This window comes from Pseudovibrio exalbescens (genome assembly GCF_028737195.1).
GTDB classification, from domain to species: Bacteria; Pseudomonadota; Alphaproteobacteria; order Rhizobiales; family Stappiaceae; genus Pseudovibrio; species Pseudovibrio zosterae.
Genome location: NZ_JAQZAJ010000004.1, coordinates 124204 through 148179, shown reverse-complemented (window position 1 = coordinate 148179; position 23976 = coordinate 124204). Strand labels below are relative to the sequence as shown.

General features: G+C 56.8%; 23 protein-coding genes. 10 read left to right on the top strand and 13 right to left on the bottom strand.

The window, feature by feature from the left end; genetic code table 11:
- Nucleotides 1-3: 3 nt before the first annotated feature.
- Both PUV47_RS13075 and PUV47_RS13070 read left to right on the top strand, forming a co-directional pair.
- The gene (locus PUV47_RS13075; protein WP_274219013.1) at nucleotides 4-1440 is read left to right on the top strand and encodes an NAD(P)(+) transhydrogenase (Re/Si-specific) subunit beta; all 1437 of its coding nucleotides are present in this window, start codon (nucleotides 4-6) and stop codon (nucleotides 1438-1440) included.
- Nucleotides 1441-1528: 88 nt separating this feature from the next.
- A complete protein-coding gene (locus tag PUV47_RS13070; RefSeq protein WP_274219012.1) occupies nucleotides 1529-1981 on the top strand; it encodes a DUF805 domain-containing protein in 453 nt (150 codons plus the stop codon).
- 439 nt (nucleotides 1982-2420) lie between these two features.
- Here the strand turns inward: PUV47_RS13070 and PUV47_RS13065 are convergent, their stop codons facing one another.
- Both PUV47_RS13065 and PUV47_RS13060 read right to left on the bottom strand, forming a co-directional pair.
- Complete coding sequence (locus PUV47_RS13065) at nucleotides 2421-2567, bottom strand: hypothetical protein (protein ID WP_274219011.1); 147 nt, start codon at nucleotides 2565-2567, stop codon at nucleotides 2421-2423.
- Between the two features lie 187 nt (nucleotides 2568-2754).
- The gene (locus PUV47_RS13060) at nucleotides 2755-3354 is read right to left on the bottom strand and encodes a TetR/AcrR family transcriptional regulator (protein WP_274219010.1); all 600 of its coding nucleotides are present in this window, start codon (nucleotides 3352-3354) and stop codon (nucleotides 2755-2757) included.
- An 80-nt stretch (nucleotides 3355-3434) separates the two neighbouring features.
- Here PUV47_RS13060 and PUV47_RS13055 point away from each other — a divergent pair, with 80 nt between their 5' ends.
- The 3 genes from PUV47_RS13055 to PUV47_RS13045 are packed head-to-tail and all read left to right on the top strand — an operon-like array spanning nucleotide 3435 to nucleotide 5963.
- A complete protein-coding gene (locus PUV47_RS13055) occupies nucleotides 3435-4403 on the top strand; it encodes an alpha/beta fold hydrolase (RefSeq protein ID WP_274219009.1) in 969 nt (322 codons plus the stop codon).
- 28 nt (nucleotides 4404-4431) lie between these two features.
- A complete protein-coding gene (locus PUV47_RS13050; RefSeq protein ID WP_274219008.1) occupies nucleotides 4432-5352 on the top strand; it encodes a hypothetical protein in 921 nt (306 codons plus the stop codon).
- Nucleotides 5353-5408: 56 nt separating this feature from the next.
- Nucleotides 5409-5963, top strand: a complete 555-nt coding sequence (locus PUV47_RS13045; RefSeq protein WP_274219007.1) for a DinB family protein — start codon at nucleotides 5409-5411, stop codon at nucleotides 5961-5963.
- Nucleotides 5964-6855: 892 nt separating this feature from the next.
- Here the strand turns inward: PUV47_RS13045 and PUV47_RS13040 are convergent.
- The gene (locus tag PUV47_RS13040; RefSeq protein WP_274219006.1) at nucleotides 6856-7749 is read right to left on the bottom strand and encodes an AraC family transcriptional regulator; all 894 of its coding nucleotides are present in this window, start codon (nucleotides 7747-7749) and stop codon (nucleotides 6856-6858) included.
- Between the two features lie 402 nt (nucleotides 7750-8151).
- Here PUV47_RS13040 and PUV47_RS13035 point away from each other — a divergent pair, with 402 nt between their 5' ends.
- Entirely contained in the window at nucleotides 8152-9300 is a 1149-nt protein-coding gene (locus tag PUV47_RS13035) for an iron-containing alcohol dehydrogenase (RefSeq protein ID WP_274219005.1), read from the top strand.
- A 1255-nt stretch (nucleotides 9301-10555) separates the two neighbouring features.
- On the opposite strand, the gene PUV47_RS13030 is transcribed toward PUV47_RS13035, so the two are convergent.
- A complete protein-coding gene (locus PUV47_RS13030) occupies nucleotides 10556-11650 on the bottom strand; it encodes a pentapeptide repeat-containing protein (protein ID WP_274219004.1) in 1095 nt (364 codons plus the stop codon).
- 904 nt (nucleotides 11651-12554) lie between these two features.
- Between PUV47_RS13030 and PUV47_RS13025 the strand changes: the two genes are divergently transcribed.
- The 4 genes from PUV47_RS13025 to PUV47_RS13010 all read left to right on the top strand — a co-directional run bounded on the left by PUV47_RS13025 (nucleotide 12555) and on the right by PUV47_RS13010 (nucleotide 15558).
- Entirely contained in the window at nucleotides 12555-13760 is a 1206-nt protein-coding gene (locus PUV47_RS13025) for an MFS transporter (protein ID WP_274219003.1), read from the top strand.
- Between the two features lie 469 nt (nucleotides 13761-14229).
- Nucleotides 14230-14613: an MbcA/ParS/Xre antitoxin family protein gene (locus tag PUV47_RS13020; RefSeq protein ID WP_274219002.1), complete on the top strand. Its 384-nt coding sequence runs from the start codon at nucleotides 14230-14232 to the stop codon at nucleotides 14611-14613.
- Nucleotides 14591-15346, top strand: a complete 756-nt coding sequence (locus tag PUV47_RS13015; RefSeq protein ID WP_425313767.1) for an RES family NAD+ phosphorylase — start codon at nucleotides 14591-14593, stop codon at nucleotides 15344-15346. Before PUV47_RS13020 ends, PUV47_RS13015 begins: the two co-directional genes overlap by 23 nt.
- Entirely contained in the window at nucleotides 15346-15558 is a 213-nt protein-coding gene (locus PUV47_RS13010) for a DUF3955 domain-containing protein (RefSeq protein WP_274219000.1), read from the top strand. Before PUV47_RS13015 ends, PUV47_RS13010 begins: the two co-directional genes overlap by 1 nt.
- Nucleotide 15559: 1 nt before the next feature.
- On the opposite strand, the gene PUV47_RS13005 is transcribed toward PUV47_RS13010, so the two are convergent.
- The 9 genes from PUV47_RS13005 to PUV47_RS12965 all read right to left on the bottom strand — a co-directional run bounded on the left by PUV47_RS13005 (nucleotide 15560) and on the right by PUV47_RS12965 (nucleotide 23724).
- Nucleotides 15560-15964: a PaaI family thioesterase gene (locus PUV47_RS13005; RefSeq protein ID WP_274218999.1), complete on the bottom strand. Its 405-nt coding sequence runs from the start codon at nucleotides 15962-15964 to the stop codon at nucleotides 15560-15562.
- Nucleotides 15965-16047: 83 nt separating this feature from the next.
- Nucleotides 16048-16545, bottom strand: a complete 498-nt coding sequence (locus PUV47_RS13000; protein WP_274218998.1) for a gluconokinase — start codon at nucleotides 16543-16545, stop codon at nucleotides 16048-16050.
- Nucleotides 16546-16706: 161 nt separating this feature from the next.
- Nucleotides 16707-17627: a ribokinase gene (rbsK, locus tag PUV47_RS12995; protein WP_274218997.1), complete on the bottom strand. Its 921-nt coding sequence runs from the start codon at nucleotides 17625-17627 to the stop codon at nucleotides 16707-16709.
- Nucleotides 17628-17634: 7 nt separating this feature from the next.
- Nucleotides 17635-18630, bottom strand: coding sequence for a LacI family DNA-binding transcriptional regulator (locus PUV47_RS12990; protein WP_274218996.1), 996 nt, complete (start codon nucleotides 18628-18630; stop codon nucleotides 17635-17637).
- 74 nt (nucleotides 18631-18704) lie between these two features.
- Nucleotides 18705-19586 (bottom strand): ribose ABC transporter substrate-binding protein RbsB, encoded by an 882-nt coding sequence (gene rbsB / locus PUV47_RS12985; RefSeq protein WP_274218995.1) that lies wholly within the window; start codon nucleotides 19584-19586, stop codon nucleotides 18705-18707.
- A 31-nt stretch (nucleotides 19587-19617) separates the two neighbouring features.
- Entirely contained in the window at nucleotides 19618-20562 is a 945-nt protein-coding gene (rbsC, locus tag PUV47_RS12980) for a ribose ABC transporter permease (RefSeq protein WP_274218994.1), read from the bottom strand.
- Between the two features lie 24 nt (nucleotides 20563-20586).
- On the bottom strand, nucleotides 20587-22071 hold the full coding sequence (locus PUV47_RS12975; RefSeq protein WP_274218993.1) for a sugar ABC transporter ATP-binding protein: 1485 nt from the start codon (nucleotides 22069-22071) through the stop codon (nucleotides 20587-20589).
- A gap of 41 nt (nucleotides 22072-22112) precedes the next feature.
- Complete coding sequence (gene rbsD / locus PUV47_RS12970; protein WP_274218992.1) at nucleotides 22113-22532, bottom strand: D-ribose pyranase; 420 nt, start codon at nucleotides 22530-22532, stop codon at nucleotides 22113-22115.
- Between the two features lie 691 nt (nucleotides 22533-23223).
- On the bottom strand, nucleotides 23224-23724 hold the full coding sequence (locus PUV47_RS12965; protein ID WP_274218991.1) for a TetR/AcrR family transcriptional regulator: 501 nt from the start codon (nucleotides 23722-23724) through the stop codon (nucleotides 23224-23226).
- Nucleotides 23725-23976 lie beyond the last annotated feature (252 nt).

The following is a 23976-nucleotide window of genomic DNA, read 5'->3' as shown; positions in this document are numbered from 1 at the left end:
ACAATGGAATACGGTTTCACCACTGCTGCTTACGTTGTAGCAGCCGTTCTCTTCATCCTGTCTCTGGGCGGCCTGTCCAATCAGGAAAGCGCAAAACGCGCTGTCTGGTACGGCATCGTCGGCATGGCACTGGCTGTCATTGCAACCCTAGTCGGTCCCGGTGCGGGCCTTTGGGTTCTCTCAGTCGTGCTCATCATTGCAGGCGGCATCATCGGTTACTTCGTCGCCATGCGCGTTCAGATGACCGAAATGCCACAGCTTGTGGCAGCCATGCACTCGCTCGTGGGTCTGGCCGCGGTTCTGGTCGGTTTCAATGCGGACTTTGAACTGTCCCGCGTTCTGGCGATGGACGAAACAGCCCGTCAAAGCCTTGAAGGTTTTGCAGCTGTTCTGGCACACAAGACCCCGGTCGAAGTCAGCATTTTGCGTGTTGAAGTCTTCCTTGGTGTCTTCATTGGTGCGGTCACCTTCACCGGCTCCGTGGTTGCCTTCGGCAAGCTCGCTGGCAAGGTCACTTCCGCAGCAACCAAGTTGCCCGGCGGCCACATGCTCAACGCAGCAGCAGCACTGGGCTCCATCATCCTCGGCGTCATGTACTTCAACGACGTTTGGGGTGTTTGGGCGCTGTTCCTGATGACGCTGCTGGCGCTGTTCATCGGCTACCACCTGATCATGGGCATCGGCGGCGCAGACATGCCGGTTGTTGTGTCCATGCTGAACTCCTACTCAGGTTGGGCAGCCGCTGCGATCGGCTTTTCTCTGGGCAACGACCTTCTCATTGTTGTGGGTGCGCTCGTCGGTTCTTCCGGTGCGATCCTCTCCTACATCATGTGTAAGGCCATGAACCGTCACTTCGTCTCCGTTATTCTTGGTGGCTTCGGCGGCACTTCCGGGCCTGCACAGGAAATCGAAGGCGAGATGGTTCCGGCAGAGGCAGACTATGTCGCCGAAACCTTGAATGATGCCGACAGCGTCATCATCGTTCCGGGCTACGGCATGGCAGTGGCACAGGCTCAGCAGACGGTTTCCGAGCTCACCAAGCGCTTGCGCGCCAAGGGCAAGAACGTCCGCTTTGCGATCCACCCGGTTGCGGGCCGTCTGCCCGGTCACATGAACGTTCTTCTTGCGGAAGCCAAGGTGCCTTACGACATCGTCATGGAAATGGACGAGATCAACGAGGACTTCCCGGACACGGATGTTGTCATCATCATTGGTGCAAACGACATCGTGAACCCGGCCGCACAGGACGATCCGAACTCCCCAATCGCTGGCATGCCAGTTCTGGAAGTTTGGAAGGCAAAGAACGTCTTCATCTCCAAGCGCGGTCAGGGCACCGGTTACTCAGGTATCGAAAACCCACTGTTCTTCAAGGAGAACTCCCGGATGTACTATGGCGACGCCAAGGCCTCCATGGACAAGCTCCTGCAGTTGGTAGATTGATAACCATAACAAACGAACCCCGCTTGTGCCTCACAAGCGGGGTGCTTAAAATTGTATATATTCATTTTATACAACCTGAGGCAGCACCGTGTCCAAACCAGTTTTCGAAAATGTCTTTACCTTTGAAGGTCGGCGAAACCGCCTGAGTTATTTCCTTTTCACTTTGGCTCTTGTTGGCATGTTGGTCATTGCCACCATCCTCGCCTCCACCACTATGACTTTAGGCGCCTCCCGCTCCATGTCACTCTTGCTGGGTGTTTTGGGGATACCTTTCTCCGCACTTTTTGTGGTCATGAGCCTCGCCGCCTTTTTTCAGCGGTGCCACGACATTGGTTGGAGCGGCAAGCCCCTGCTCATCATCTTCATTGTGTTAGGCGCAGGCTCGGCGCTCTTGGGGCCGATCTTGGGAATCGTCGCGGGACTGGCAAGCTCCGGGGTTACGCTGGCGCTTCTTCTGATGCCTGGCACGGATGGACCGAATAAGTATGGCCCGGATCCGAAAAAAGCGCCGCTCCAAGAGGGCGCTTCCGTCCCTAATTGATTGCGCAGATGGGGACACTCTGGTGTCCCCATAGCATCACCCAAGACCCTTAGCGCCCCGCTGCTCTTTGATGCCCACCCACTGACGTCATTCTGGGTCATCCCGCACTGCAGTGAAATAAGGTCACGATGCCACGACGGCGATACTTGCACACCTGTCCTCTCGGCTCTCGCACCGCGCCTCTCACCTCCTAAGGCGTCATCCCGCACTTGATGCGGGATCCAGTAGAGCCTCTCACAACCCGCTGGTGCACACAGCTCTGGATACCGGATCAGCGCCTCGCTGCGCTCGCCTTGTCCGGTATGACGGCAAAAGGGGACGAACCGCTCTCAGACCCAAACACCCACCTCCGCCATCCCACACCGTGCACTCATCACCACCGTCATCCCGCCCCCGAGCCGGGATCCAGTCAGTCATCCCACCGTGCACCTCTCACCTCCTAAGGCGTCATCCCGGCCCCCGAGCCGGGATCCAGCCGCCCGGCTTCCCCAAACGCACGCACCTCTGGATACCGGATCAGCGCCTCGCTGCGCTCGTCTTGTCCGGCATGACAGTGAGGGTAGGCGGTGAGCGCGGAAAGTCTCATGAGTACCGCAGTGAAATTAGGTCACGATGCAAGGATGGCGATCCTTGCACACCTATTCTCTCGACTCTCGCCCTAAGCCTACCATCCCCACCACCGTCATCCCGCACTTGATGCGGGATCCAGTAGCGCAGCCGGCGCACTCGAAGCGGTTACCGCCCACCAGTCCAGCTTTGCCTGGGCAACAGGCCTAAGCCTTCAGGCCTTTCACCGCGATGCGATCGAAAATGTCCGCGATTGCAGCTTCCAACTTTGTGGGATCACGCTCAACGGCCGCATAGGTCCTCAAGCCCATCAACTGGGTTTGAAGGTAGGTCACCAAGTCGGTTTGCATCCCCTCCGGCTGGTAAATCTCCCCGGCCTTCAGTGCCTTCTCAACGTATTGGCCATAGACCACATTGAGCTTGTCGAGCAACGCTTTGGTGCAAGCGCGCAGCTCTTCATTATTGCTCAGCTCGTGTATCGACATGGACAGCATACAAAGCGGCGTCGGGTTGGACGTCTCCTCCATGCCGATCACCCCCCGAAAGAACGCGGTGAACCCGCCGAGAATCGTGTCGTTTTGCTGCATCCGGGCATGCAGATCCTGCGCAACCTCAGCTTCATAAGCTTCTAGCGCCAGCTTGTACAAATTGCTCTTGCTGCCGAATGCGGCGTAGACGCTTGCCGGACGCATATCCAACCGCTGCTGAATATCTCTGGTTGAAGCGCTCAAAAAACCCTTCTCCCAAAAGAGCATCATCGCTTCGTTAAGTGCTTCTTTTTTATCGAACTTTGGGGGGTTTGCCATCACTACCTCTCGTACTTCCTAGAATATTGCTTGACAGCGCCCGGGGTTCAAGCCATTTTCAACTTGATCGATTGATCAAGATGAATAACCAAGTGGACATTGGCAATACCATGAACAAGATCACTACGAAGCTCACCCTGCTGATCATCGCCATGGCGGCGGTTTTATTCAGCCATGCAAACTCATTCGCCGAAGAAATTCCGGGGCGCAACTACGCCAAGATCGGCGACTATGAAATCGCCTATCGCGAGTGGGGCACCTCCGGCACGCCGATTATGGTCATTCACGGCATCCCGCTCAACACCGTGTTGTGGAGCAAGGTTGGCCCATTGCTGGCAGAGCAGGGCTACCATGTTTTCGCCCCCGGTCAGCTTGGCTTGAGCCACACCAAAGGCCCGTTTGACGCCGACTACTCCCTCAAAGGCCAAGCGGAACTCATGACCCGGTTTGCAGAGGAAGTCATTGGCAAGCCATACATTCTTTATGGGCATGATCTGGGCGGCGGCGTTGCGCAAATCATGGTCACCGATGCAGACCTGAAGCGGCGCAATGAGGTTTCCAAGATCATCATTGGCAACGCAGCCGTTCTCGACATGTGGCCGGTTCCAGAAGCCATTGCGGCAATCGAAGCGGCCAAGAGCGCTGATGCCAAAGCCATCTTCACCCCAGAAAAAGTGGGCGAAATGGTCACCGCCTTCGCCTCCGCCGGCCTGATGGAGCCAAGCAAGACCCTCTCCCCTGAAATCCGGGCGGACCTTCTAGCAAACTATGCGGAAAACGACGAAACCCGCCAGCACTTCATCAACTATCTCAAGGCCATGGACAACAAGTGGACAGTTGAAGCCTCTCCCAAGATGGTCATGTGGAACCGTCCGGCAATGCTGCTTTGGGGCGTTAACGACAAGTTCCAGCCGCCCTATACCTCTGGCGTCGCTTTGGCGCGCATCATGCCCCACGCCCGTTGGGAGTACCTGCAAGGCGCTCACTTCTATCCCCTCGAAGTCCCACAGGAAGTCGTGAATGCCGTCGTTGCGTTCGACCAGCAGTAACCGCGCCCTTGCGATGGAGACCTCTAAGATGTCACAGATGTTTACTCCTGCCGAGCTAGAAAAGCTCGCCATGTCGGGCCACCAGCGTATGCTCGCTGCGGCAAACTCCGGCTCCAATGAAGAGCTGCGCCAGGAGTTCGACCACGTGGTCGGCCTCTACACCGACCTTCACCGGCTCTTCAATGGATGGATGACGTCCATCATCACCTTCACCAGCAACACCTTCGGCCATGACAGCGCCAAGGCGATCGTGGCTGTTGAGGACCTTTTCGGCAACTACGCCGACACCTCTTTCTCCCTTGCCTCCATTCGCAGCCTGGTTCGCGATGCGGCAGCGCGGTTTCAGGAAAGGCTGGACCTAGGCGATCTTGATGGGGCAATTGAGTTCTATCTGGAAGTCGAAAAGGGGGCCAAAGACCTTCACGACTTCTATCGGGACTACTGCGGTTCCCTTCTAACAAACGTATACCGCAATCATGGCGTCGATGCCCTGCAAGACTGCCTTGAGTACAGCTGCGAGAAGGATTGGCTGGATTGGTATGCAGGCGTTAACAAACTGCCGCCCAAGGAGCGCATCATTGCCACGCTGGAGTTTTACGCAATTGCCAACTTTGGCAAACTGCGCATCACCGAGGAAGGCGACTGGATCCACGCCGTTCAGGACCCCTGCGGAAGCTGTGGCCGCCAGCAGCGCGGCGGGCGCTATGAAGAGCCGTGGAACCTTGCCATCGTGGAAGAAAAGCATCCCTTGTCCTATGGGCAGGGCGGCAACACGGTCTACCGGGCGCACGTGGCCATGATGCACCACATCATGCCTATCAAGCTGCATGGCGGCCCATGGCCCCACAAGCAATGCCCACGCAGCAAGTTTGGCACCTGCCACATCCGCATTCACAAGGAAAATCCATATCAACCCGTAGCCAACGAAGACATTCATTGGTCTGACTAGGTCCTTTCCAGAGGGAAGGGGGAGACCCCTTCCTTCTGCTGTTAAAGAGCATTGCCATGAAAGAAGCACTTGTTGCCCGCGCGGTGTACAATCGAAACAGTGACATCAAGCTGGTCGAGTTCATCCGCACGCTGCCTGAAGATAAGATTGCAAAGCCGCGGGGCGGCTGCATTGCAGGCCACGTTCAAGCCGACATTTCCCTGAAAGACCTTCTGGGCCACATGGCCCTTGGCGGCGTCTTCCTGTATCAACTGCTGCACAGCAAAGGCATTCAGGCAGATTATGATCAAGCCCTGTTAAAGATGCCGGTGCGTTCCATGCGTCCAAGCCCCACCATGTCATTGGACGGTATTATCGACCTTCTGCAGTCCTTTGATCACGCTTTGGTCAAGTTTGCCGAAACCATTGACCTGTCCAGTTTGGATGTCACCGACTTCAAGCCCTACAACGAGGCCCGCGGCCCCGGAGCACTGGGCTACAGCGCCATGACATGGCTGGAACACACCTACTCCCATCAAATCCACCATCGCGGTCAGATTTCGCAAATCCTCAGCGAGCTGGGCGTGGGCTATGACCTGTCTCAGTTCCGGATTTACGCGTTCGAGAGTTGAGTGCTGAAAGAGCCAACACAGAAGGCCCCGCACTGGGGCCTTTTTGGTGGGGGAGGGGTTGAGCTACGACACGCGGCTCTGAGCACCACAGCGGATGGGGGGGCCCACACATCCCTCCGTCATCCCGCACCGCGCTTCCCACCTCTCAACCGTCATCCCGCACTTGATGCGGGATCCAGTAGAGCCTCTCACAACCCGCTGGTGCACACAGCCCTGGATACCGGATCAGCACCTCGCTCCGCTCGCCTTGTCCGGCATGACAGTGAGGGAAGGTGGTGAGCGCGGAAAGTCTCATGAGAACCGCAGTGAAATAAGGTCACGATGCAAGGATGGCGATCCTTGCACACCTATTCTCTCGACTCTCGCCCTAAGCCTACCATCCCCACCACCGTCATCCCGCACTTGATGCGGGATCCAGTAGAGCCTCTCACAACCCGCTGGTGCACACAGCCCTGGATACCGGATCAGCGCCTCGCTCCGCTCGCCTTGTCCGGTATGACGGCAAAAGGGGACGAACCGCTCTCAGACCCAAACACCCACCACCGTCATCCCGCACTGCGCGTCCCACCCCTCGGCGTCATCCCGCACTTGATGCGGGATCTAGTCGCCCGGCCTCCCAACACCCACGCACCTCTGGATACCGGATCAGCGCCTCGCTACGCTCGCCTTGTCCGGCATGACAGCAAAAGGGGAGGATTGGCTTTCTGACCTCAACACCCCCCAGCGTCATCTCGCACTGCGCCTACCATCCCCTACCGTCATCCCGGCCCCCGAGCCGGGATCCAGTCAGTCATCCCACCGTGCGCTTCCCACCTCGCCACCGTCATCCCGCACTTGATGCGGGATCCACCACCGCGGCCGGCGCACTCGAAGCGGTTACTGCCCTCAGCTTCTACTCGAACTCCGAGTAGGACAGCTCGCCCGCTTGGCTGGGGGAGACGCCGAAGTAGCGCTTGAACTCCCGGCTGAACTGAGCCGCGCTGTCATAGCCCACCTTGAGCCCGGCCTGTCCCGCGCTCTCCCCATGCCGCACAATGAGCGACTTGGCTTTGGTCAGGCGCACTTTCTTGATGTATTGCAGCGGCGCGTCAGACACCGTTCTCTTGAACGCCCGGTGGAAGGACGACACGCTCATGCCCGCAAGGCTGGCCAGGTCCTCAACCTGTATCTTTTCCGGGTAGTTGGCGTTGATGTAATCCACCGCCTTGGCCAGCCGGTTGCTCACCGTCTCCCGTGTGGCAAACGCCCGCAAGGTGGAACCGGCCTCCGTGTACAGCATCCAGTAGAGCAGCTCTCGCACCAGTGAAGGGCCTAAAATGCTGCTGTGGCGTTCATCGCCAAGCGCCTCGCATAAACGGCGCAGGCTGGCGGCAATCTCTGGCGTCATGGGGAATGTGGTGACGCCCAGGTCTTCCCGACTTGCGTTCGCCGAGGGGGCGGAAAGTTCGTCCAGCTCATCCAGCAGCGCTCGAAGCTGGGGCATGTCCAGCTCAATGTGCATGCCGCGAATGGGCTCTTGCGGCGAACACAGCGCCTCGCAGGCAATGGGGTAGGGGGTTGAAACAAGCAGCCCATGGTCCGGGCCATATTCAAACCGTTTGCCGCCAAACACCCCCGCCTTGCGCCCGGAAATCATGAAGGTCAGGCCCACATGGTACATCATCGGCGTTTCCGGATGAACGCGGGACATTCTGAAGATGGAAACCCCTTGAACGGGCGCGCACAGAACGCCATCTCCATCAAGTTGTTCGAATACTTTGTAAGGTTCCTGCATCTGTTCGGCCATGGTGTGTTGCGTTTCCTCCGGTTTGCCATGTTGCCTTCAGCCCTACAACAAAAATATGCCTCAAGGCAGAATCATGCAAATCATCTGCAGGATCCTGTATCGCAAATTCCGGCAGCGGCTCTTAAGTTTCGCTCACATGATCACGGGCCACAAAGGAAATACCCAAGGATAGCCGCGCAATTGCGCCGCCACTCCAGCTTCCCAGTACACAGGGAGATGGGACACTTCCTGCCGAGCCCTGCACAAATGTGATAACCCGCACCCGCCCTTCAGCAATAGCGGGTGCCCGACACCCATCGGCCTTTGCTCTCATGAAATGAGCAAAGCGCCGGATACAACAGCAGCCTCTGGAACCTTGCTTCCAGAGCACTGTGTCAACTGAGCAAACAAATGGAGTGCTCCATGCAATTCACCTATGCAAACCCAACCCGCATCGAATTCGGTCAGGGCAAGATTGCAAGCATCAAGGACGCCATTCCTGCAGATCAGAAAGTTCTGGTCATCTACGGCGGCGGTTCCATCAAGCGCAACGGCGTCTATGATCAGGTCAAGGAAGCGCTTTCCGGCCACACATGGGTGGAGTTCTCAGGCGTTGAGCCAAACCCCCGGGCTGAAACGCTGGACAAGGCAGTGGCTCTTTGCAAGGAGCAGGGCATCGACTTCATCCTCGCAGTGGGCGGCGGCTCGGTCATCGACGGCTCCAAGTATGTGGCCGCTGCGGCCAAGTATGACGGCGCTGGTTGGGACATCATGGAGCGCAAGCACACCGTCACCGACGCACTGCCGCTCGGCGCGATCCTGACCCTGCCGGCAACCGGTTCCGAGTCCAACCAGGGCGCGGTCATCACCCGCGGCGAAACCCAGGACAAGCTGGCGTTCATGTCTCCAGCCGTGCAGCCGAAGTTCGCGGTCATGGACCCAGACGTGATGAAGACCCTGCCAGAAAATCAGGTGGTCAACGGCCTTGTGGATGCATGGGTTCACATCTGTGAGCAGTACCTCACAAGGCCCCACGCGGCCAAGGTTCAGGACGGCTATGCCGAAACGCTTCTGCGCACGCTGCTGTCACTGGCCAACGACTTTGACAAGCGCGACAGCGACGAGTGGCGCGCCAACCTGATGTGGACCGCCAATCAGGCCCTCAACGGCCTCATCGGCACCGGCGTGCCCCATGACTGGGCAACCCACATGATCGGCCACGAGCTTACAGCGCTCTACGGCGTGGACCATGGCCGCTCGCTTGCCATCATCCAGCCATGGCTTCTGCGCAACCAGATGGAATTCAAGCAGGCCAAGCTTGAGCAGATGGGCCGCAACGTCTTCGCGTTGGAAGAGGGCGACGATCTGGCGGAACGCACCGTTCAGGCCATTGAAAAGTTCTACCACTCTTTGAACGTCAAGACCCAGCTGGAAGAATACACCGGCACCCGCGAAGAAGCAGTCAACGCCGTTGTGGAGCAGCTGGAGCGCCACCAGATGGTGCAGCTGGGCGAGAACCAGTCCATCACCCTGGACCGCTCCCGCGAGATCCTTGAAAAGGCCGTTGCCTAAGCGCTTGTTTTAAAAGCACCACATCACCCCAATCTGGCCCGCGCCAGGTTGGGGTTTTCTCTCCCTCCACCAACCAACCCGGCCTGCACTTAGCACCCTGCGCCTTTCACCCCTCAGCGTCATCCCGCACGGCGCCTACCATACCCACCACCGTCATCCCGCACTGCGCCTACCATGCGCCCACCTCCGTCATCCCGGCCCCCGAGCCGGGATCCAGCCAGTCATCCCGCACCGCGCGTCCCAACCCCACCCCCGTCATCCCGCACTTGATGCGGGATCCAGCCGCCCGGCCTCCCCAAACGACCGCTCCCCTGGATACCGGATCAGCGCCTCGCTGCGCTCGCCTTGTCCGGTATGACAGTTAGGGTATGCGGTGAGCGCGGAAAATCTCATGAGCACCGCGCATTTACTGTCACGATGCAAAGACGACGATCATTGCACTCCCATCGCACTGTGCGTTCCACCTTCTCCTGCGTCACCCCGCACCGCACTTCCCACCCCTCGGCGTCATCCCGCACCGCGCTTCCCAACCCACCTCCGTCATCCCGGCCCTCGAGCCGGGATCCAGTAGAGCCTCTCTCCACACCCACGCACCTCTGGATACCGGATCAGCGCCTCGCTGCGCTCGCCTTGTCCGGCATGACAGCAAAAGGGGAGGAACCGCTCCCAAATCTCAACACGCATGAGTGTGATTCCACACCGCACTTCACTCCCCCCACCAGCGTCATCCCACCGTGCGCTTCCCACCTCGCTAGCGTCATCCCGCACTTGATGCGGGATCCAGTAGAGCCCGTCCCGCTTCCGGATTTACGCCTTTGAAAGCTGAGTGCTGAAATAACCAACGCAGAAGGCCCCGCGCTGGGGCCATTTTTGTGGGGGGCGGGTAAGCCACGAAACGCGGCTCTAGACCGCCGGAGCGGGCGGACGCCCCGAAAAAGCGATGTGCCTAGTGCAGCAAACGGAACGAGCAAGAGCCCCCCGCACCGCGCGCCCCACCTCTCAATCGTCATCCCGCACTTGATGCGGGATCCAGTAGAGCCTGTACCGCTTCCGGAATTACGCCTTTGAAAGCTGAGTGCTGAAAGAACCAACGCAGAAGGCCTCGCACTGGGGCCTTTCTTGTTGGAGAGGGATCAAGCCACGAAACGCGGCTCTAGACCGCCGGAGCGGGCGGACGCCCCGGAAAAAGCGAAGTGCTAAGCACCGCAAACGGAACGAGCAAAAGCCCCCCGCACCGGAGTGCTCCACACCAACGTCAATCCTCATAGGGAAAGCCTTTGAGGCCGAGATCATCCCAGAGTTTTTGCATCATAATAGCTGTCGCCGCGTCGCGCCAATCGAAACGGCTCCAGTAAAGCAACCCTGCGGTCTGCAAGCGGGATAGTACTCCCTTCTCGTCGTCTATTCTTCTGTCGTGTTTTAAGTAAAAAAACTTCTCCATATCTTCACTGTGTTGATCGCGCTTCAACTCAATATTTCCATGCAAGATGGTATCCCGGCTTCCTAGCGTCGGGTTTACACTGTCCTCATTCCTGAAAAACCTTATGGCCGAGATATCGGCTCCGGCTACAGTTAGGCCTTTTGCCTCTGCAGCTGCATAATAAGAATCGTTCAGTCCTTGCAACGCTGTGATTTTAACTCCATCAAGAACTGCCCCAGTCAAATCCGCCTCACGGAACTCAGCATAGTTAAGCATGCATCCCCGCATGCGCACAGCTTTGAGTTTTGCGTTTCCAAACCTGCAATTCTGCAAATCGCTTCCGTTGAACAGCGCCCCTTCGAACTTCCCACCTTTAAAGTTCGCACCGGAAAGATTGGTTTCGCGCAGGTCCAGCCTATACTTTTTCTCCCACTCAACCTTCACTTGTTCATCTGTTCGGCGGCCAATCACGTCAATGGCCGCTTGAATGTCCGTTCTCGGCTTTGGCAAAGGCATCAAAATAGAACGTGCCTCTAGTTTTCCTGCAGGCCCGTTTTCTCGGATGTAGGCCGTCAGGATTTCCATGATCTGGATATGGTCGCGGAGGCTGTCTTGCGCGATCCGTTCCAGCGCATAGATTGACCCGATACGCACCTCCAGATTGGGCAGAGTTTCTGAAAAGACTTGCCAGTCGCCTCTCTCCGTCACCTCTTCTTCTTCGTTGAGTTCAAGGGGCTTGCCCTGCCATTCAATCTCAGTGCGCTCGGTTTCAATAAGCCCGACCCGGTCAACAATCTTGATCGGCCGCCCAATGCGGTCCACGGTGCGCTCCGCGCCCAACCCGGCCACAGCCTTGTTGATCTGGTCTGTGATGTGGCTTTGCTCCGCCGTGTCAGCTTGCTTTTGCGCCACGACCGCGCGCCAGACCACGAAGGGCGCACCAACAATGGCAGCGACAACAAAGCCGATGTTGCGAATGGCTTCGTGGTTTTCACTGAAGCCAAAAACGGCCTGTAGAAACCCAATGACGGCAACTATCGCAGACAATATGAGAAGAGCGCCCAACAGCAAGATAACGAATCCGAGAAGGGTACCTACAAAACGATTGCGGTCCGGCTCGAATGTGAACTGGAACCCCAGCCAGCTCAGAAGGTTTTGCTTCGTTTTCTTTTCTGTCATGCCCGGTCCAAATCGTCATGGCGCGCCCTGCCGGACAAGGCGGCAGAAAGCGCAAAAATGCTCGTTAAAAATGCTTTGTTTGAAACACTGCAACCGTTGCCGGTTGGTCCGCCATTTTTATGCGAGCTGCAAGCCAGCGCAAGCAAGCCGTCCCGCCATCAACAGCACAAACGGCCCAAATCAAGGGTTCGCTGTGAACGCGCTACAGGTTTTGCGGGTGAAATGCACGGCAACAGGCGTTCCTGCAAAGGAATTAATCTGTCGCCCGCTCCCTAAAGCAGTGTTTTCTTGTGGCTTGTGCGCAAAGGGCACAGGCGTTGCGCGGCCTTTAGCCTGCTCAAGAAACAAGCCAAACAACCGCAAGAAACACTTGAGGCTTTACGCCTCACAACCCTAGAAATACCAGTGCGCTTGTCCGCCTGCGCAAATTCTTGCGCAACGTGACGCAGTTCTTTTCCAAACGAATCATTGGCTTCTACTTTGGTTTCAGTCAAATGAGCGTGTCGAAAGGGCGCTAAAGCCCCCATTTCGCGTATTCCAAAACAGCACAAGCTTCTTTGGCAATCGTCGGTCGGCTGCCCGTCACCCATGAGCAATCGGCTCGTGGCCGTGGCAGTGCCCGAGAAGCAAATGATACAGAAGGCTGCAGGTCGGCATGAACAAATACACCTCAACAGATGGCGCCACCACCACGCCACAGGTTCAAAGCGGACTGATGATTGGCATCGGCATTTCCGCAATGTTCGCCCTTTGGAATTTCGGGCAGGGGTTCTTTCACGCCTATTTCCCGCTGCATCTGGAAGCGCTGTCTTTCACGCCGGTTCAGATCGCCTTCATTGTGGCCTTGCCAAACCTCTTGCGCATCATCGCGAGCCCGGTTCTCACCGGCCTGGCCGACCGCGCCGGGCGTCGCCGCCATTCCATTGCCCTGTGTTGCATCGGCTATGCCGCCGCGTTCGTCGGCATCATCATGGCGGATGTTTACCTCATGGCCGTTGCCCTGATGGTGCTGGTGTCGCTGTTCAACGCGCCGGTGCAACCGCTCATGGACGCCTACGCCTATGAGGCCGTGCGCACGCGCAACCTGTCTTATGGCCCCATGCGCGCTGTGGGCTCGGCTTTCTATGTGCTTTCCACGCTGGTCGGTGGTTTTCTGGTGGCGCTTTATGCCCCCACAGACCTGATGTGGCTTTTGGTGCTCGGCACCTTGCTCACCGGGTTGATTGCGCCGGTGCTGCCGGGCATGCCCTCTGAAAAACCCCAGCACGGCAAGCGGGAGTCCCTTTGGAAGGCGCAGGAACTGCGCCGCGTGGAGCTTCACCTTGCGCTGCTGGCCACCGGGCTGGTGCTGGGTGCCTTTGGTGCGTTCTTCTCCTTTGCCAGCATTTTCTGGCTGAACGCAGGCATCGAGCCCAGCATGGTGGGCGTGTTGTGGGCGGCTGGCACCATGGCCGAGATCGGCGTTTTCGTGTTTGGGGCGTGGTTCCTGCGCACCCTTGGCGCACGCAACATGATGCTCATTGGTGCGGCGGCCGGGGTGCTGCGCTGGTTCCTGTTTCCTTACGCCACCGATCTCTGGATGGCTTTGGGCCTGCAAACCTTGCACGCGCTGAACTATGGCATGCTTTATCTGGGTCTCATGAGCTACGTCGCCTCCGTTGTGTCCTCCGAACGTCTTGGCACCGCGCAAGGCATGACACAGACCTATTTCGGCGTCTGCGTGGCCGGTGCGGGCATCGCCAGCGGTGTGCTGTTTGAACTCTCCCCGGTCTGGACGTTCTGGGCCATGGGCATCCTCTGCGCCATCGGTCTCACCATCCTGCTGGTCATGGGCCGCAACTGGGGCAACGCTCGGGTTTAGCCGTTCCGGCGGCCTCAAGCCACTCTCGGCCTCAGCGCCAGTCAGCTCTGTCGCTCTCGGCTTTGGCGCTGCTCTACCTCTGTCGCTGTCGGCGCTGTCTGGCCGCTCGGGTTTTCAAGCACACCTGCTTTCGATGTGCTCACCATACCCGCCGCCCACATCCGGGGGGATAAGTTTAACTTGTCCCCTCAAGCGGGTTTCGTGCTAAGCGCACTCGTTGACGCTCTTGCGGCGGGTCTCTCAGGTAAATCCTAGGGCTTTACGCCAGGCGACCGCCCCCAACGCACAATCTACGCGTTTCATTCAAAATCATTCAAATCCGCGCAACCCAACGCAACCCCACATCCGCACCGCCTCAACCGGAGCCCATAACGCGGCTACCGTCGGGCAGGTCGATTTCCCTTGCTCGCAAACACACCCTTCACATGAAAGATGTTATGCTCTATATTTCATGTGAAAGGAGGGCATCATGACCCCATCATTACAGGCAGCAGCCGTTCGGCCTTCGCGCTCGGAGGTTCTGAGCAAGGCCGTATTGCGGGCAAGTGAGCGCCTCGGCATGACCGCCGAGGGACTGGGCAAAGCCATTGGCGTCAGCCCGGCCTCCATCTCGCGCATCAAGAGCGCGCAAAAGCTCATTCCCGAGGGCTCGAAAGAGTTTGAACTCGCCGCCCTGATCGTGCGCGTCTTCCGTTCTCTGGACGCCATCTCCGGCGGTGACCCAAACGTAGTTCGGGAATGGATGCGCAATGAAAACAACGCTTTAGGCGGAAAGCCGATCGAGAAGGTGCAAACCGTCAGCGGCTTGGTAGAGGTTCTAGGCTATCTGGATGCGCGCCGTGCAATCCTCTGATCTGAAGCCTTATTCAAAAGCCGTCTGGCGTCTGGTTGAATCCCAGCATCAGTTCGCCACCATGAAGCTGGTGGACACAGTCGAGGAGCAAGAACTGCTGGAAGACATTCTGGAGGAGACCAAACCGACGGTCCCTCAAGAGTGTCAGCACCTGCACTATTTGCTTTCCACGCCGTTCCGCTATGGCAGCCCATACCCACATGGCTCGCGGTTCCGCCGGGCAGGGCGGACCTTGGGTGTCTATTACGCTGCCGAGCACATTGAAACCGCCCTCGCAGAGCTGGTGTTCTACCGCCTTTTGTTTTTTCAAGAGAGTCCGGCCACACCTTACCCTGACAATGCCGCAGAATTTACAGGATTTGCTGTCACGGTAGAGACTCAGGTCGCCGTTGATTTAACGGTGCCGCCGTTCTCTGCCGAAAGAGCCAAGTGGTTGGATTTAATGAGTTATAACGCCTGTCAGTCCCTTGCCGACACCGCCCGCGAGCACGGTGCGGAGCTGATCCGCTACCAGTCGGTTCGCGATCCGGAGGCCCGCGCCAACGTGGCCGTTCTCACCTGCAACGCCTTTGCAGATCCCGGCCCAACCCAGGCTCAATCGTGGCGCATTCGCATCCAGCAGGGCGGTGCTCAGGCGGTCTGCGATGGTCCACGCAAGCGCATGGATTTCCCAATCCAGTTGTTTGCAAACGACCCGCGCATCGCCCGCAAGATTGAAGAGGCTCAAAGCTGATGACCAAAACTCAAATTGTATTCGTCATACTTACGCTGATCGGTGTTGGTTGTGTTGTGGCCTTTCAAATGATCGGCAGCACCGTCGACGAAAACGGGCTCTTGCGTGAGCCATTTTTCCTCATCCCCATGGGCTATCTGTTCCTTGCCGCCGGCCTTGGCGGCTTGGTGATCATGGCATTGAAGCGCGGCCTGCGCCGGCTCACCAAATGAGCTAACCCGCTGGAACCACAGTGCCTTGCGCGATTGCACAGACCTTCTCGGCCCCATCGGCCAGAACAAAGATTGCGCAGGAGCACACGGCTTGGCGTTTGCCGGAGGCCTCTACCTTTGCCCGCGCAATCAGCGTCTCGCCAACCGCCGGGCGTACATAGTTGATCTTGTATTCAGAGGTCAACGCGTTGCCGCCAAGGGCAATGCCGCCCGCAAAAGTGATTGCATTGTCAGCAAGATAGCTCAGCACACCGCCATGAACAAAATCATGCTGCTGTTTCAGTTCGTCCCGAATTGCCAACGTGATTTCAGCAGTTGTTGGTGTCGCTCCTGTCAGTTCCGCTCCAATGAACTTCGAAAATCGCTGCGCTTCAAAAACGCCCTTGGCAAAAGCCAGTATGTCCATTTGCTTCCCTCCCTGTTTCTGGAAGGAAGGCTAGCGGCCGCCATAGCACCCGTAAATTGAACCGTTAGACCTAATAGGCTTTGCTATCCGGCTTCGCCTTCAAGCCACAGGACTGCTTTTTCCGCAAGAGTTTCAGCATGTTCTGCCACATCAAGCGGCAGCACACCGGGCTCTTCAGTTGGGTTCTCAAGCGTGGCAAGCTGGCTTTCCAGCAGCGCGGGCGGCATGAAGTGCCCTTCGCGCGTTTCCATGCGCTGCTGCAACAGGTCTCGAGAGCCGTAAAGGAAAATGAATTTGAGATCAGCACCGGATGCACTGCGCAATCGATCACGATAGCTCTTCTTTAGCGCGGAGCACGCGGCAACCGCACCATGGTCGGGCGCAGCAAGAGCATGGCCCACCTGGTCCAGCCAGGGCCAGCGGTCTTCATCGGTCAGTGGAATGCCTTCAGCCATCTTGCGTTTGTTGTCATCGGAATGCAGCGCATCGCCTTCGATATACGGCAACCCGAGCCGGTCTGCCAAAGCACGACCGACTGTGGACTTGCCACATCCGCTTACACCCATCACGACAATACGCATGGAAATCCTGTTCCTTCTCACCATTCGGAACGCGGTGTACCACACTGTGCCACAAAGAAAAGCATGGCCAATAGGGGAGGCGCGGAAATTCTGGGCGTTTAAAACAAAAAAGAGGACTGGCGCGCCACACACCAGTCCTCCTCGGGTTCAGTGATATGGCCTCACTGTGAATTGAGTAGAGCTTCCACTTCTGCCGCTGTAGGCGCGGCAGGGGCAGCGCCGATCTTGGTGGTTGCAAGCGCGCCGCAGGCCGCAGCGTAGCGGACGGCCTCACCAAATGGCAAGCCGGTATGCAGGGCGTGTGCAAGACCGCCATTGAAGCAGTCACCAGCAGCCACGCTGTCGATGCTCTCAACTTTGAACGGCTTGATGAAGCCGGTCTCACCATAACCGCTGTAGTACACCCCGTTGGCACCCAGCTTCACGATGGCGGCAGATATGCCTTTTGCATGCAACTTTTCGGCAGCCTGCTGGGCCTCAGCTTCGTTGGTTGGCAGAATACCGGTCAGGATATGAGTTTCGGTCTCATTGGGCGTAACCACATCAACGTTTTCAAGGAAGCCCGCAGGCAGCCCATGGGCAGGCGCTGGAGCCGGATCAAAGATCACCGTTCCCCCGGCTGCCCGGCACAAGGCCGCCGCTTCAAGGCAAGTCTCAACCGGCACTTCCAGCTGAATCATCAGGATCTTGGCTTCTTCAATCACCGATCTGGTGCGCGCCACATCAGATGAATCCACGGCCATGTTGGCACCGCCGATCACCGTGATGCTGTTTTCCGCATTCGCATCAACGCCAATCACGGCAATCCCGGTAGCCGTGTTCTCATCCACCATGACATCCGTCAGAGGCACGCCAAATTCCCGCAGGTTATCAAGTGCAAGCTGGCCAAAGCTGTCCTTGCCAACCCGGCCAATCAGCGTGGTGTCGCTGCCCAGTTTGCGTGCTGCCACGGCCTGGTTACAGCCCTTGCCGCCAAGACTGGTGGTATAGCTTTGCCCATGCAGGGTCTCGCCCGGCTTTGGCAGACGCTCTGAACGCGTGATGATGTCGACATTGATGGAGCCTAGAACCGCGATGGACATGGCTTTCCTACTTCCTTACCGATTGACGGATGACGAGTTCTGGCACGAGCTGAATGACAGGGGGCATGTCCACCTTGTTGTCCAGGTGGTCGATCAGCGTTCTGGCAGCTTCCAGACCCAGCTCGAAACTCGGTTGCTTGATTGTTGTCAGTGTTGGCGTCATGTAGCCAGCATATTCAATATCATCGTATCCCATAACAGAAATGTCCTCAGGGATACGCAGGCCTCGCTCCTGTATCGCATGGTAAGCGCCAATGGCCATGAGATCGTTGAACGCGAAAATGGCTTCTGGCATCTGACCACGCTCCAGGATCTGGGACATGGCTTTGTAGCCCCCAGAAACGGTGAGGGGCCCAGAAGCACTCCATTCGGCGTTCACTGGCAAATCAGCTGCAGACATGGCCTCAAGATAGCCGCGATGACGGTCGATGGAGCGTGGATGGCCTTCCGGGCCCTTCAGGCAGCCTATTTTTTTCAGGCCGCAGGACAGCAGGTGGTTGGTGGCCAGACGACCGCCAAGAACAGAGTCATCCTGCAACGTGCAGGCATGTTCCTGCGGCGCTGAATCCAACACCACCTTTGGCAGGCCCTTCACTTTTTGCAGGGCCTCATTGAACTTTTCTTCGGAGCGATTTGTCATGACCACCAGCGCATCAATGCGCTTTTGAACAAGTGTGGTCAGGTTATCGAGCTGCCGGTCAATCTCATTGCCCGAGTTGCACAGGATCAGGCTGAAGTTGTTTTGATAGCACCCTTCCTCAACCCCGCGAACAACCTCTGCAAAGAAAGGGTTCGTACTGGAGGAAACCAACATGCCCAGATTGTTGGTCCGGTTCATTTTCAGGGCACGGGCGAGAGTACTTGGGTGGAAGCCGAGCTGGTCGATCGCCCGCTCTACACGTCGGGTTGTCGATGGGGACACGTACCGTGTCTTATTGATAACGTGAGAAACTGTCGAAGGTGACACGCCAGCTGTTTGAGCTACATCTTTGATACTGACCATCTTTCCCCACGCCTCGTCTGGTGGACCCGGCACGGTGCGCCGGGTCCGAATCTATCACAGCACTAGCTGATGTATTACTTGGTTACCAGCTTCAGTGGAACAGGAGTGTAAGCTTCTACGCTTTCACCCTTAAGGATCTGGTCTGCAGTGATGATGCCGATGGCACCGATCATGCTAGCCTGCTGTGCAACAGTCGCCAGCATGGAGCCATCGTTTACCGCTGCAACGCCGTCATTGGTGCCGTCAAAGCCGACCACGATGATGTCGCGACCAGATGCTTCAATTGCCTTTGCTGCACCCAGAGCCATTTCATCGTTGTGTGCGAACACAGCGTTGATCTCTGGCTGTGCCTGAAGGATGTTTTCCATCACGTTCAGACCCTTGGTACGGTCAAAATCAGCTGGCTGGCTGGCAACAACTTCGATGCCTTCCACTGCTGCAACTGCCTTGTTGAAGCCTTCACCACGGTCACGAGCAGCTGACGTACCTGGTACGCCTTCCAGCTCTACAACCTTACCGGAACCGCCAAGCTTTTCAGCGATCAGCTTACCGGCCATTTCGCCGCCCAGAACGTTGTCGGATGCAACGTGAGAGACAACTTCACCACGGGACGCGCCACGGTCCAGGGTAACAACCGGAATTTCCTTGCGGTTTGCAGCGCGGATCGAGCTGGAAACTGCGTCAGAGTCGGTTGGGTTGATGAGAAGGATCTTGATGTCCTTGTTCAGAACGTCTTCAACGTTGGCAAGTTCTTTGGCTGGATCGTTCTGGCTGTCGAGAACAAGCAGTTCGTAACCCATTTCCTGAGCCTTGGCTTCAGCACCGTCCTTGAGGGTGACGAAGAATGGATTATTCAGGGTGGAGACAACCAGTGCCATGGTGTCAGCTGCCATTGAATGAGCGGTGGAGCCCAACAGCATTGCTGTACCGACGGCGATTCCAAGTAGTTTCTTCATTTCAATCTCCCGATGAAGTGGCCTACGTGACCTAACCATTTGCCTTGCCACGGCTGTCAACAACAACCGCGAGAAGGATCACAGCGCCCTTGGCGATCATCTGGTAGTAAGATGATACATCCATGATGTTCAGGGCGTTGTTCAGCACGCCGATAATCAGCGCACCGATGATGGTGCCAATAATTCGACCACGGCCGCCCATGAGGCTGGTTCCTCCCAGAACGACTGCGGCGATGGCATCCAACTCGTAACCCAGACCTGCTGTAGGCTGAGCTGACTCCAAGCGAGCGGTCAGAATGATCCCCGCCAGAGCTGCCAGCGTGCCACTGATAGCGTAGACGGTAATTTTGACAGCTCTTACATTTACGCCGGACAAACGTGCTACGTTTTCGTTGCCGCCAATAGCGTAAACATACCTACCCAACTTGGTGTGTGTAAGAATAAACCAACAGATGATTAACACGACCGCTGCGACGACCACAGGGTTAGGCAAACCAAAGGTATAGCCCGCACCGAACTGATAAAAGCTCTCTGCAACGTCGAAGCTGCCGGTCGAGATTGGGCGACCCTCAGTATAAACCAGGGTTGCACCGCGGATCATGGTCATACCAACAAGTGTGGCAATGAAAGGCTGCACCCCGGCATACGCGATGATGACGCCACTGGTTGCGCCAAGCGCCGCGCCCACCAGCAATGTGGCAAACAAGGCCAGCACCAAGGGGGTGTCCATGCCGATCAGACTGGCGCAGACGGCGCCCGCAAAGGCAAGGATTGAGCCCACTGACAGATCAATACCAGCCGTGATGATTACAAAGGTCATGCCCATCGCAATCACAGCGTTGATTGAGGTCTGACGCAGGATGTTCAGCATGTTGTCAACGCCAAGGAAGTTGGCATTGATCACCGAAACGATTGCCATCAATAGCAGAAGGCCAATCAGCGATTTGTTGTCGCTTGCGAATTGTTTAACGTTCATGGTTCCTACCCGTTTTCTGCGCGCTTACTGGCCCGCTACAGCGCAGCGCATGATGCTTTCCTGGTCGGCTTCGTCCCGAGAGAATTCACCGGTCAGCTTTCCGCTGGAAAGCACCAGAATCCGATCTGAAATGCCCAAAAGCTCAGGCATATCGGAGGAAATCAGGAGTATGCACAGACCCTCGGCCTTGAGCGTGTTGATGAGTGAGTAAATTTCCCGTTTGGCGCCGACGTCGACACCGCGGGTTGGCTCATCAAGGATCAGGATGCGCGGTCCGGGGATCAGCGATTTGGCGATGGAGACCTTCTGCTGGTTACCACCGGACAGGTTCTGCACCAGACTTGCGCCACCTTGTGTCTTGATGCTGAACGCCTTGATGAACTCGTCAATGGTGATCTCTTCAGACTTGCGGTTCACCATGCCCATGCCATTGGTGAACTTGGCAATGCCGGTCAGCGACATGTTGGAGCCGACCGGATGCATCTGAATGAGGCCTTCGGACTTCCGGTCCTCTGTCACATAGCCAATGTGATTGGCAATGCCCTGACGTGGGTTGGAGATCGTCACTGCTTTCCCATCAATCTTGATGGTGCCACTTGTGACGTGGTTGGCTCCGAATATGGCCTTGGCCAATTCGGTCCGGCCGGCGCCCACCAGTCCGGAAAAGCCAACCACTTCACCCGCCCTTGCGCTAAAGGAAACTTCGTGGAAGCCTTTTGCTGAAAGTTTTTCGACCTCTAGCCGAATGTCACCGGGCTTTGCCGGAACGAATGGATACTGGTCGGAAAGTTCGCGGCCCACCATGTGCCGGATCAGATCATTTTCCGTAATCTCGGCGGTTGGGCCGGTGTGGACCATCTGACCGTCGCGCAGAATGGCGATGTCCTCACAAATCTCAAAGATCTCTGCCAGACGGTGAGAGATGAAGACGAGGCCTTTGCCCTGCGCTTTTAGGTCAGCCACGACCTCAAACAGGATCTTGGCTTCAATATCGGTCAAGGCGTCCGTCGGCTCATCCATGATGATGACTTCCGCGTTGAGCGACAGGGCCCGTGCGATCTCAACCATTTGCTGCTGAGCAATGCTGAGGGAACCCAGGGGCGCGGCAGGGTCGATGTTCTGCTTGAGCGCCTCAAGCCACTTCTTGGACTCGGACTTAACGTAGTCCCACTGGATCTTTCCAAGCTTCGTTGGCTCGCGCCCAAGGAAAATGTTTTCAGCAACGCTGAGGCCTGGCAGGAGGTTTAGCTCCTGGTGGATCACTGCGATGCCATCATCAATGGCCTGACGGGCACTGGTGTAGTTTACCGTTTCACCCTTGTAGGTGATGGTGCCAGCATCTCGTGCATAAATGCCTGCAATGATTTTCATCAGGGTTGACTTGCCCGCACCGTTCTCGCCGGCGAGGCCAACAGCCCGGCCCGGATGGATCTCAAGACCAACGGACTTGAGAACATGAACCGCGCCAAAGGACTTCTTGATGTCTTTAAGTTCTAATAGGGCCGACACTTCCGCTTACCCTCCCAAGCTGCAAGTTTGGTCGTTACGACTTAAAACGAAACGCCAGCGTAGAAAATGACGTTTGCGTAAGGAGTACACTCCCCGGTGCGCACAACGGCCTTACAACTTGCTGTTTCTTTCTTGAAATCATCATGGGAAGTAGTGGCGACGGCAATGTCGGTGCCTTGCGCATCCGCAATGCGCGCTATGAACGCCATGACTTCCGCGTGGTAGTCGGGCTGTTGCTCGACCATTTCTTTCGCGATCAGAACACGTTCGATCTGAAGCTCACCACCAATGGTCTCGGCCACATCAAGCATGCCAGGCAAGTGACGACGGACCGCAAGATCGATCCGCTCGGTACCTGCTGGAATTGGCAGGCCTGCATCACCCACGCAGATGCCATCGCCATGGCCCATGCGGGAAATGATGTCGGAAATAGGTGCGTTTTGAAGAACGCTTTTTCTCATGAGGGCCGCTCCCAAACAGATCATGAATCGTGTCGTTGGAGGCATTAAAACCCCAGACAAACGTTTGCGCAATCGTTTTCCTACTTATATATCACTGCTAGGGAGAAACTCTGACCTTAGGGAATCTTTATGACCACTGAATTACAGCGGGTCAATATCTAGGTGTTTTGTTGAGCCATACGCTACCTCTGAAATTTCAGGGAACAGGATTTTTCGAGTGAGTTCCGCTAGTTAATATCTCACGAGCCAATACCTCGACTGGGGCCACCAAAGTAAAACTCAAGTTCGAGAATACGCGCACTGAGTGCAATCCCACCTCACTGCTGCAACTTTGAACAGGTCTAATATATTTCAAATAATTTTCATCTGTTGTGGGCAGTTCACCTGTTTTGAGTGAATCAGGATCACATCAAAGGCCCAAGCCTGCACTCAACGCTACGTGGAAACGCGCAGAGACCGCCATTTCACCCGTTGCGCATTCGCTTTTCATCCGACCTGTTTTCAGTCGAACTGGACGTCTCTGCCCCGGTCGACCTGACAGCGGTGCCTTGGCGAGGGGTCTGCAGCAGAAGAAATTTTCCAGGAGCAAAAACTCAAGACACATTCCAAGTTGTTTGCGCTTTGAAAACCAGCTTGAAACACCCTCTCATTAACGCCACCGGGATGTTTCGGCCCTGCGGGGCCGGAACATCTACCTTGGGCCGACGCCTTCAAAAAGGGTGGTCAGTACGATCTGAAGCGCTTGTTCATCGGTCACCTTGCCGCCTGCGCGCAACTCCCACGCCGTGAACAGCAATGCATCAACGGTTGATCCGATCCATTCTGGCGGCAGATCCGGGCGCAAGACGCCCTCGGCCTGCGCCTCGACAATGAACTGAACCATCTCCTTGTCCCGCTCCGCGAGCTCCTGAGCGCTGAGAACCTTGGGCGCAAGTTCATCCCAATGCACGCCAACAAAACGAAAGTGTTCAGCCTTTGGCAGGAGCGCTGCAACCAAGGCCACGATGGCCTCTCGACCGCGCTGCCCGGTTGCCTCCAAAGCGGCGATCTCTGCCGCCAGTACCTCCAGAGAGTCAATGAACACAGCCAGTATCAACGCATCGCGCGTGGCAAAATGCCGATAAAGCGTGGCCCGCCCAACCCCTGCGAACTTTGCAACCTCACTTAAAGACGCGCCTGGATTTTTGAGCAACAACTGCCGCCCTGCGCTAATGAGGGCATTTCTGGATTGTACGATGCGTTTGTCCTGCTGCGTCATTGGAGCCTATCGAGCGAGAGAATTTTATGAGACATACTTGTATCATATATTGTTATTATGATACAAGTATGTCTCGAAAATTAGAAGCCCTGAGGACAACTCACCTCACCACTGTCTAGGTCAATTCATGAGCAGATTTGCTCGCCTACCGTTCCACAGGGGCAAGAATCGGGTTCTAGGAGAAAA